The sequence below is a fragment of the Microbacterium sp. 71-23 genome (assembly GCF_001897265.1).
Taxonomy (GTDB): domain Bacteria; phylum Actinomycetota; class Actinomycetes; order Actinomycetales; family Microbacteriaceae; genus Microbacterium; species Microbacterium ginsengisoli.
The window spans coordinates 1-3,893 of record NZ_MKSL01000013.1 but is presented as its reverse complement, the minus strand read 5'-3'; the positions used below and the strand labels follow the sequence as shown (position 1 = coordinate 3,893).

The following is a 3,893-nucleotide window of genomic DNA, read 5'->3' as shown; positions in this document are numbered from 1 at the left end:
ACTGCGTGCACCACCCGGCGATGGAGGTGCCCATCGCAATGGAGAGGAAGAACAGGGCCACCATCTGGGTGTGGAACGCATCGGGTGCGAGCTTCGTCGTCACCGACAGGCCGACCGGCGACAGCAGCAGCTCCGCGACGGTGAACACGAACAGGATGCCGACGATCGCCAGCAGCGGCGTGGAATTCGCGCCGCCCCCGGAGAACGGCAGGAAGAGCAGGAAGGCCGCGCCCATGATGATCGCCGCCATCGAGAACTTGACCGGGGTCGAGGGCTGCCGCCTGCCGAGCTTCGTCCAGATCGCGGCGAACACCCCGGAGAGGATGATGATGAAGACGGGGTTGATCGACTGCACCCACGAGACCGGCATCTCCCAGCCGAAGATGCTCCGATCGAGCTTCTTGTCGGAGTAGATGGTGAGCACCGTGAACTGCTGCTGGTACAGCGACCAGAAGGCGACGCTGGTGAGGAAGAGCGGCACGAAACCCCAGACACGCGACCGCTCGGTGGGCGAAAGCCGGCGGCTCGTCAGGATGACGACGAAGTACACCAGGGCGGAGACGGCGCTGACCGCGATCACGACCACGGCGAGGTTGTCCGGGCGGATGACGCCGGTGAGCACGAGGATGACGATCGTCACCAGACCGAGCACCCCGATGCCGATCACCGGCAGACGTCGGTTCGCGGGAAGGGGCTTCGGCACCTCGCGGGACTTGGCGGGCAGCTGCTTGCGCCCGAACGAGTACTGGATGAGGCCGAGCGCCATTCCGACGGCGGCGAGGCCGAAGCCCCAGTGGAAGCCGAGCTGCGTCTGGAGCAGCCCGGTCAGCAGCGGCCCGAGGAAGGCGCCGAGGTTGATGCCGAGGTAGAAGAGCGAGAACCCGGCATCGCGCCGGGGGTCCTCCGCGCTGTAGAGCGTCCCGACGACCGAGGTCGCGTTCGCCTTGAGGCCGCCCGACCCGACCGCGACGAGGATCAGGCCCACGCCCACGCCAACGAAGCCGGGCAGCAGCGACAGCGCGAGATGCCCGCACATGATGATGATCGCGCTGATGAACAGCACCCGCTCGGAGCCGAGCAGTCGATCGGCGACCCAGGCCCCGAGGATCGTGGACAGGTACACGGCGCCGCCGTAGGCGCCGACGATTCCCGCGGCGACGGTCTGGTCCATCCCCAGTCCGCCCTGCGTGGCCGAGTAGTACAGATAGATGAGCAGGATGCCCTGCATGCCGTAGAAGCTGAACCGCTCCCACATCTCCACGCCGAACACGTGCGCCAGCGCCCACGGCTGGCCGAAGAACCGGGTGTCGTGGTCGCCGTCTCCGGCGGTGCCGGCGGCGTCCGTGCCGCCGGCCGAAGCCGCCGATAAGCCGCCGATGCCGAGCCGATGCCGGCTGCCGTCGCCCCGTCGGGCGGGCCGACCGGGACCTCTTCAGGGGAGTCGCGTCCATCGCTCACGACGCCCAGGCTAGCGGCGGGCGGCCTCGCGGTGCCGGAAGCGCGGGTGTGTGCGGGGGCGCCGGGCCGGGGGCAGCGCGCTTCGCGCGGCTGGGGCAGCGGGCTGGGGGCAGCGGGCCGGGGGGCAGCGCGCTTCGCGCGGCTGGGGCAGCGGGCTGGGGGCAGCGGGCCGGGGGCAGCGCGCTTCGCGCGGCTGGGGCTGCGGGGGCGGCTGCGCCGGATGCCTCGGCCCGCCGCATCCCGCGGCGCCCTTCGGGCGTCGCCCGCCAGGCCCGGCCGGCGGCGGGCCGAGGCATCCGGCTCCGCCTCCGTCGCTCTGCAGGATGGGCCGGCGCCGGCGCCGGCGCCGGGCTGCGGGCGGCTCAGTCCGGGAGGGACGGATGCCGCTCCTGCGGCGCGCGACGGCTTGGGATGAACAGGGCGACCACGAACGCTACGACCGCGGCGAGCCCACCGAGGATGAACGACAGCTGGAACGCCCACGGCGTCGGCACCTGCACGCCGCCCTGCTCGACCACGTAGGTCGCGAGCACGGCCGCGACGACCGCGGCCGCGATGCTCGTGCCCAGGGAGCGGAACAGGGCGTTGAGGCCGTTGGATGCGCCGGTCTCGTTGGGCGGGACCGAACGCATGATCAGCATCGGCATCGACGCGTATCCGAAACCGATGCCGACGCCGATGAGGATGTTCGCCACGACCAGGTGCCAGACCTCGCTGTGCCAGACGATCGTGAAGGCGTACGAGACGATCAGCGCGAGGGAGCCCGCCAGGAGCAGCACGCGCGGCCCGATCCGGTGCGCGATCCGGCCGGACACCGGCGAGAGCAGCATCATCACGAGCCCGGACGGCATCACGACGAGGCTCGCACCCAGGAGCGACAGCCCGAACCCGGTGCCGGTGGCCACCGGCAGCTCGAGCATCTGGGGATAGAGCACGTTCGATCCGAAGAGCGAGAACCCCATCGCCACCGAAGCCAGGTTCGTGAGCAGCACGGGGCGGCGGGCCGCGACCCGCAGGTCCAGCAGCGGGTCCTTCGTGCGCAGCTCGTACCAGCCCCAGAGCAGCAGCACCGCGATGCCGCCGAGCCCGCACCCCAGGACGGCGGGTGACGCCCAGCCCCACTGGTCTCCGCGGGACACGGCCAGCAGAAGCCCGAGGAGCCCCAGGCTGAGGCCCACGGCGCCGACGAGATCGAAGCGTCCGGCCGTGCGCAGCACGCTCACCGGCACGATCCACAGCACGAGTGCGAAGACGACGGCCCCGAGTCCGGCCGCGAGCCAGAAGAGGACGTGCCAGTCGCTGTACTGCGCGACGATCGCGCTGATCGGCAACCCGATCGCGCCTCCGACGCCGAGGGTGGCGCTGATGAGGGCGATGGCGGCATCGACGCGGTCCTCGTGCAGCACATCCCGGAGGATGGCGATGCCCAGCGGCACCACGCCGACGATGGCGCCCTGCAGCGCGCGACCGACGATGACACCGATGATGCCGGGAGACAGGGCCGCGATGACCGAGCCCAGGACCATGATCGCCACGAGCGCCAGGACGATCCGGCGCTTGCCGTACATGTCGCCGAGTCGCCCGGCGATCGGCGTGCTCACCGCCGCGGCGAGCAGTGTGGCCGTCACGACCCAGGCGGTGTCGTCGCGGTCGGCGTGCAGCAGCTCCGGGAGCTTCGCCTGGATCGGCACGACGAGCGTGAACATGAACGACGACGAGAGACCCGCGAACGCGAGGACCGCGACGATGGCGCCCTGTCGAGGCATCCGGGTGAGGCGTCTTCGTCCGTCCTCGCCCTGTCCCATGGGCTCAGGCTATCGGTCGGCGCATAGGGTCAGACGCTTACGTTGACCTCGTGCTGCCCTCCCGTCGTGCTCTCGCCTGGCTCACCGGATGGATGCTGACCGGCTTCGCCGTCGCCGTCGCCGTGCTCCCGTTCGTGTGGGACTCGTGGCCGGCGTGGGTGCTCCCGGCCGTGCTGACGGTGTTCGCGACGTCGGTCGCGGGGCCCCTCCTGATCGGCGGGTGGATGCTCGGCCGGGCGGTCGCTCCCGCGGGCGGCGTCGTCGGGTTCGTGTTCGCCCTGGGGATGATCGCGGGGCCGGCGGGCCAGGCCGTCGACGTCCCGTGGGTGATGTGGGCGGGCTACGCGGGCCTCGTCGTGGCGCTCGTCGGACTCGTGCTGCTCGGGCTGCGGAAGCGGATCGCGCGCGCGTCGCGGCGACGGACCGCGGTGCGCCGCGCGCGGCGCGAGGCGCGCCTCGCCCGTACCGTTCGCAGGAACGGCGGCGCGGTCCGGGGTGAGGATCCCCGCGGAACCGCCGCGCGTCGGGGCTCGACCGACCAGAGCTCCTGAGAACGGTACGGGTCGCGCGGCTGACGTGCGGTGCCAGACTGGCTGCATGGCCGACCTGACTTCCGCGCCGCACATCGAG

3 protein-coding genes are annotated in these 3,893 nt (G+C 71.7%); 1 reads left to right on the top strand and 2 read right to left on the bottom strand.

All coding sequences use genetic code 11. The annotated features are described in order from the left end of the window. Both BGO15_RS06050 and BGO15_RS06045 read right to left on the bottom strand, forming a co-directional pair. The coding region (locus tag BGO15_RS06050; protein ID WP_502689156.1) for a peptide MFS transporter at nt 1–1,378 on the bottom strand (1,378 nt) is incomplete at its 3' end. 442 nt (nt 1,379–1,820) lie between these two features. Continuing rightward, nucleotides 1,821–3,224 (bottom strand): MFS transporter, encoded by a 1,404-nt coding sequence (locus BGO15_RS06045; RefSeq protein ID WP_286747540.1) that lies wholly within the window; start codon nt 3,222–3,224, stop codon nt 1,821–1,823. Between the two features lie 89 nt (nt 3,225–3,313). Here BGO15_RS06045 and BGO15_RS06040 point away from each other — a divergent pair, with 89 nt between their 5' ends. Further along, nucleotides 3,314–3,814, top strand: coding sequence for a hypothetical protein (locus tag BGO15_RS06040; protein WP_286747538.1), 501 nt, complete (start codon nt 3,314–3,316; stop codon nt 3,812–3,814). Nucleotides 3,815–3,893: the final 79 nt, after the last annotated feature.

What these genes read in the sequence shown, in the direction of transcription:
- BGO15_RS06045 (WP_286747540.1), bottom strand. Translation starts at nt 3,224, where the DNA reads ATGCCTCGACAGGGCGCCATCGTCGCGGTCCTCGCGTTCGCGGGTCTC.